The sequence below is a fragment of the Pseudoalteromonas sp. Z9A6 genome (genome assembly GCF_011378805.1).
GTDB classification, from domain to species: domain Bacteria; phylum Pseudomonadota; class Gammaproteobacteria; order Enterobacterales; family Alteromonadaceae; genus Pseudoalteromonas; species Pseudoalteromonas distincta.
This window is the reverse complement of sequence record NZ_WTKZ01000118.1, coordinates 1-1,464: the sequence shown is the minus strand read 5'-3', so window position 1 is coordinate 1,464 and position 1,464 is coordinate 1. Positions and strand designations below refer to the sequence as shown.

The window sequence follows — 1,464 nt, the reverse complement described above, 5'->3', positions numbered from 1 at the left end:
TTATATCAGTCGATCAGATCAGTTATAACGAAAAAACCGATCGAGTTTAATTATTATGCTGATAAAAGATACTGAAAAATGGGCTAATCATTTGTTTAAACATGCTGAATTAGGTGATGAACGACGCACTAAACGCCTGGTAAAAATAAGTCATCAAATGGCAAGCAACACAGGAAGTTCTATTGTGAAAGCATCTGGCTCACAGGCCTCTATTGAAGGCGCATATCGCTTTCTTCGCAATGATAAAGTTGACGCAGATAACATCGCTACCGCCGGTTTGAATTCGCTGTTACCTACAATAACGCTGTCAAACACAATCCTTGCGCTAGAAGATACATCAACATTGTGTTACCGACACAATGTGACTAAAGAGCTCGGACATACTGGCGCATATAAACAAAGCTCTTCTAAAGGGATGTTGGCGCACACCGTCCTTATGGTCGATGCAGAAACAGAGCGTACTATTGGCTTGGGTGCACAACATCGTTGGTGCAGAAAAGATGAAAACTTTGGTACCGCTAACGACAGAAAACGCCGCAAGTACGAAACAAAAGAAAGTTATAAATGGCAACGCTCGTCGGAAGAAATGAGTACCCGATTTGCAGATGTCATGGACAATATCATAAGCGTTTGTGATCGAGAATCTGATATGTTTGAGTATATTGATTATAAAACAATAAATAATCAACGATTTGTAGTGAGGGCCAAGCATGAGCGGGTCGTTAATGCAGACGGCGATAAACTAAGTCCCTACATTGAAAATCAATCTAGTGAAGCTTCATATTCGGTTAAGATACAGCAAAAAGGAGGCCGAAAAGCACGTATTGCGAAAGTAGCTGTACGTTATGCTTGCATTACTATTTATCCGCCTAAAAAACACAAGAAACTTGGTGGTATGAATTTAACAGTAATAAGTTGCAACGAGATTGATCCACCAAGTGGAACAAGTCCTTTGTCGTGGAAATTGTATACAGGCGAACCGATAAATAGTGCTTCTGATGCACTAAAGATAGTTAGATTTTATGAACTAAGATGGCGAGTTGAAGAGTTCCATAAAGCGTGGAAGTCAGCGGGCACTCAAGTTGAGTCGTTTCGCATGCAAACGCGAAATAATCTAGAAAAGATCATTGTAATAACAGCATTTATTGCGGTGAGACTTCTCCAGTTACGCGAGCTTGTTGTCGATAAAGATAATGCAAAATCAATTAGTTGCGACAATTTTTTTTTTTTTTTTGAATGGAAACTGTTGTGGTCAAAGACTGAAACTAAAAAAGCACCTAACACAACACCTTCATTACATTGGGCTTATTATGCACTTGCCAAATTAGGCGGGTGGCACAACAGCAAGCAAACAGGTGTTGTTGGTTGGGAAGCTTTATGGAAAGGTTGGTTTTCACTGAGCAAACTGCTAGAAGGCGCTCGATTCATGCAAGCGCAACAACAGGAGATGTGATCAAGAGACAG

The 1,464-nt window shown here is 40.3% G+C and carries 1 protein-coding gene; it reads left to right on the top strand.

Going from position 1 to position 1,464, the window contains the following annotated elements; all coding sequences use genetic code 11:
• Nucleotides 1–55 precede the first annotated feature (55 nt).
• On the top strand, nucleotides 56–1,453 hold the full coding sequence (locus tag GQR53_RS20430) for an IS4 family transposase (RefSeq protein WP_165745050.1): 1,398 nt from the start codon (nucleotides 56–58) through the stop codon (nucleotides 1,451–1,453).
• Nucleotides 1,454–1,464 lie beyond the last annotated feature (11 nt).

Coding starts and splice junctions, on each gene's coding strand:
- GQR53_RS20430 (WP_165745050.1), top strand. CDS start 56: ATGCTGATAAAAGATACTGAAAAATGGGCTAATCATTTGTTTAAACAT.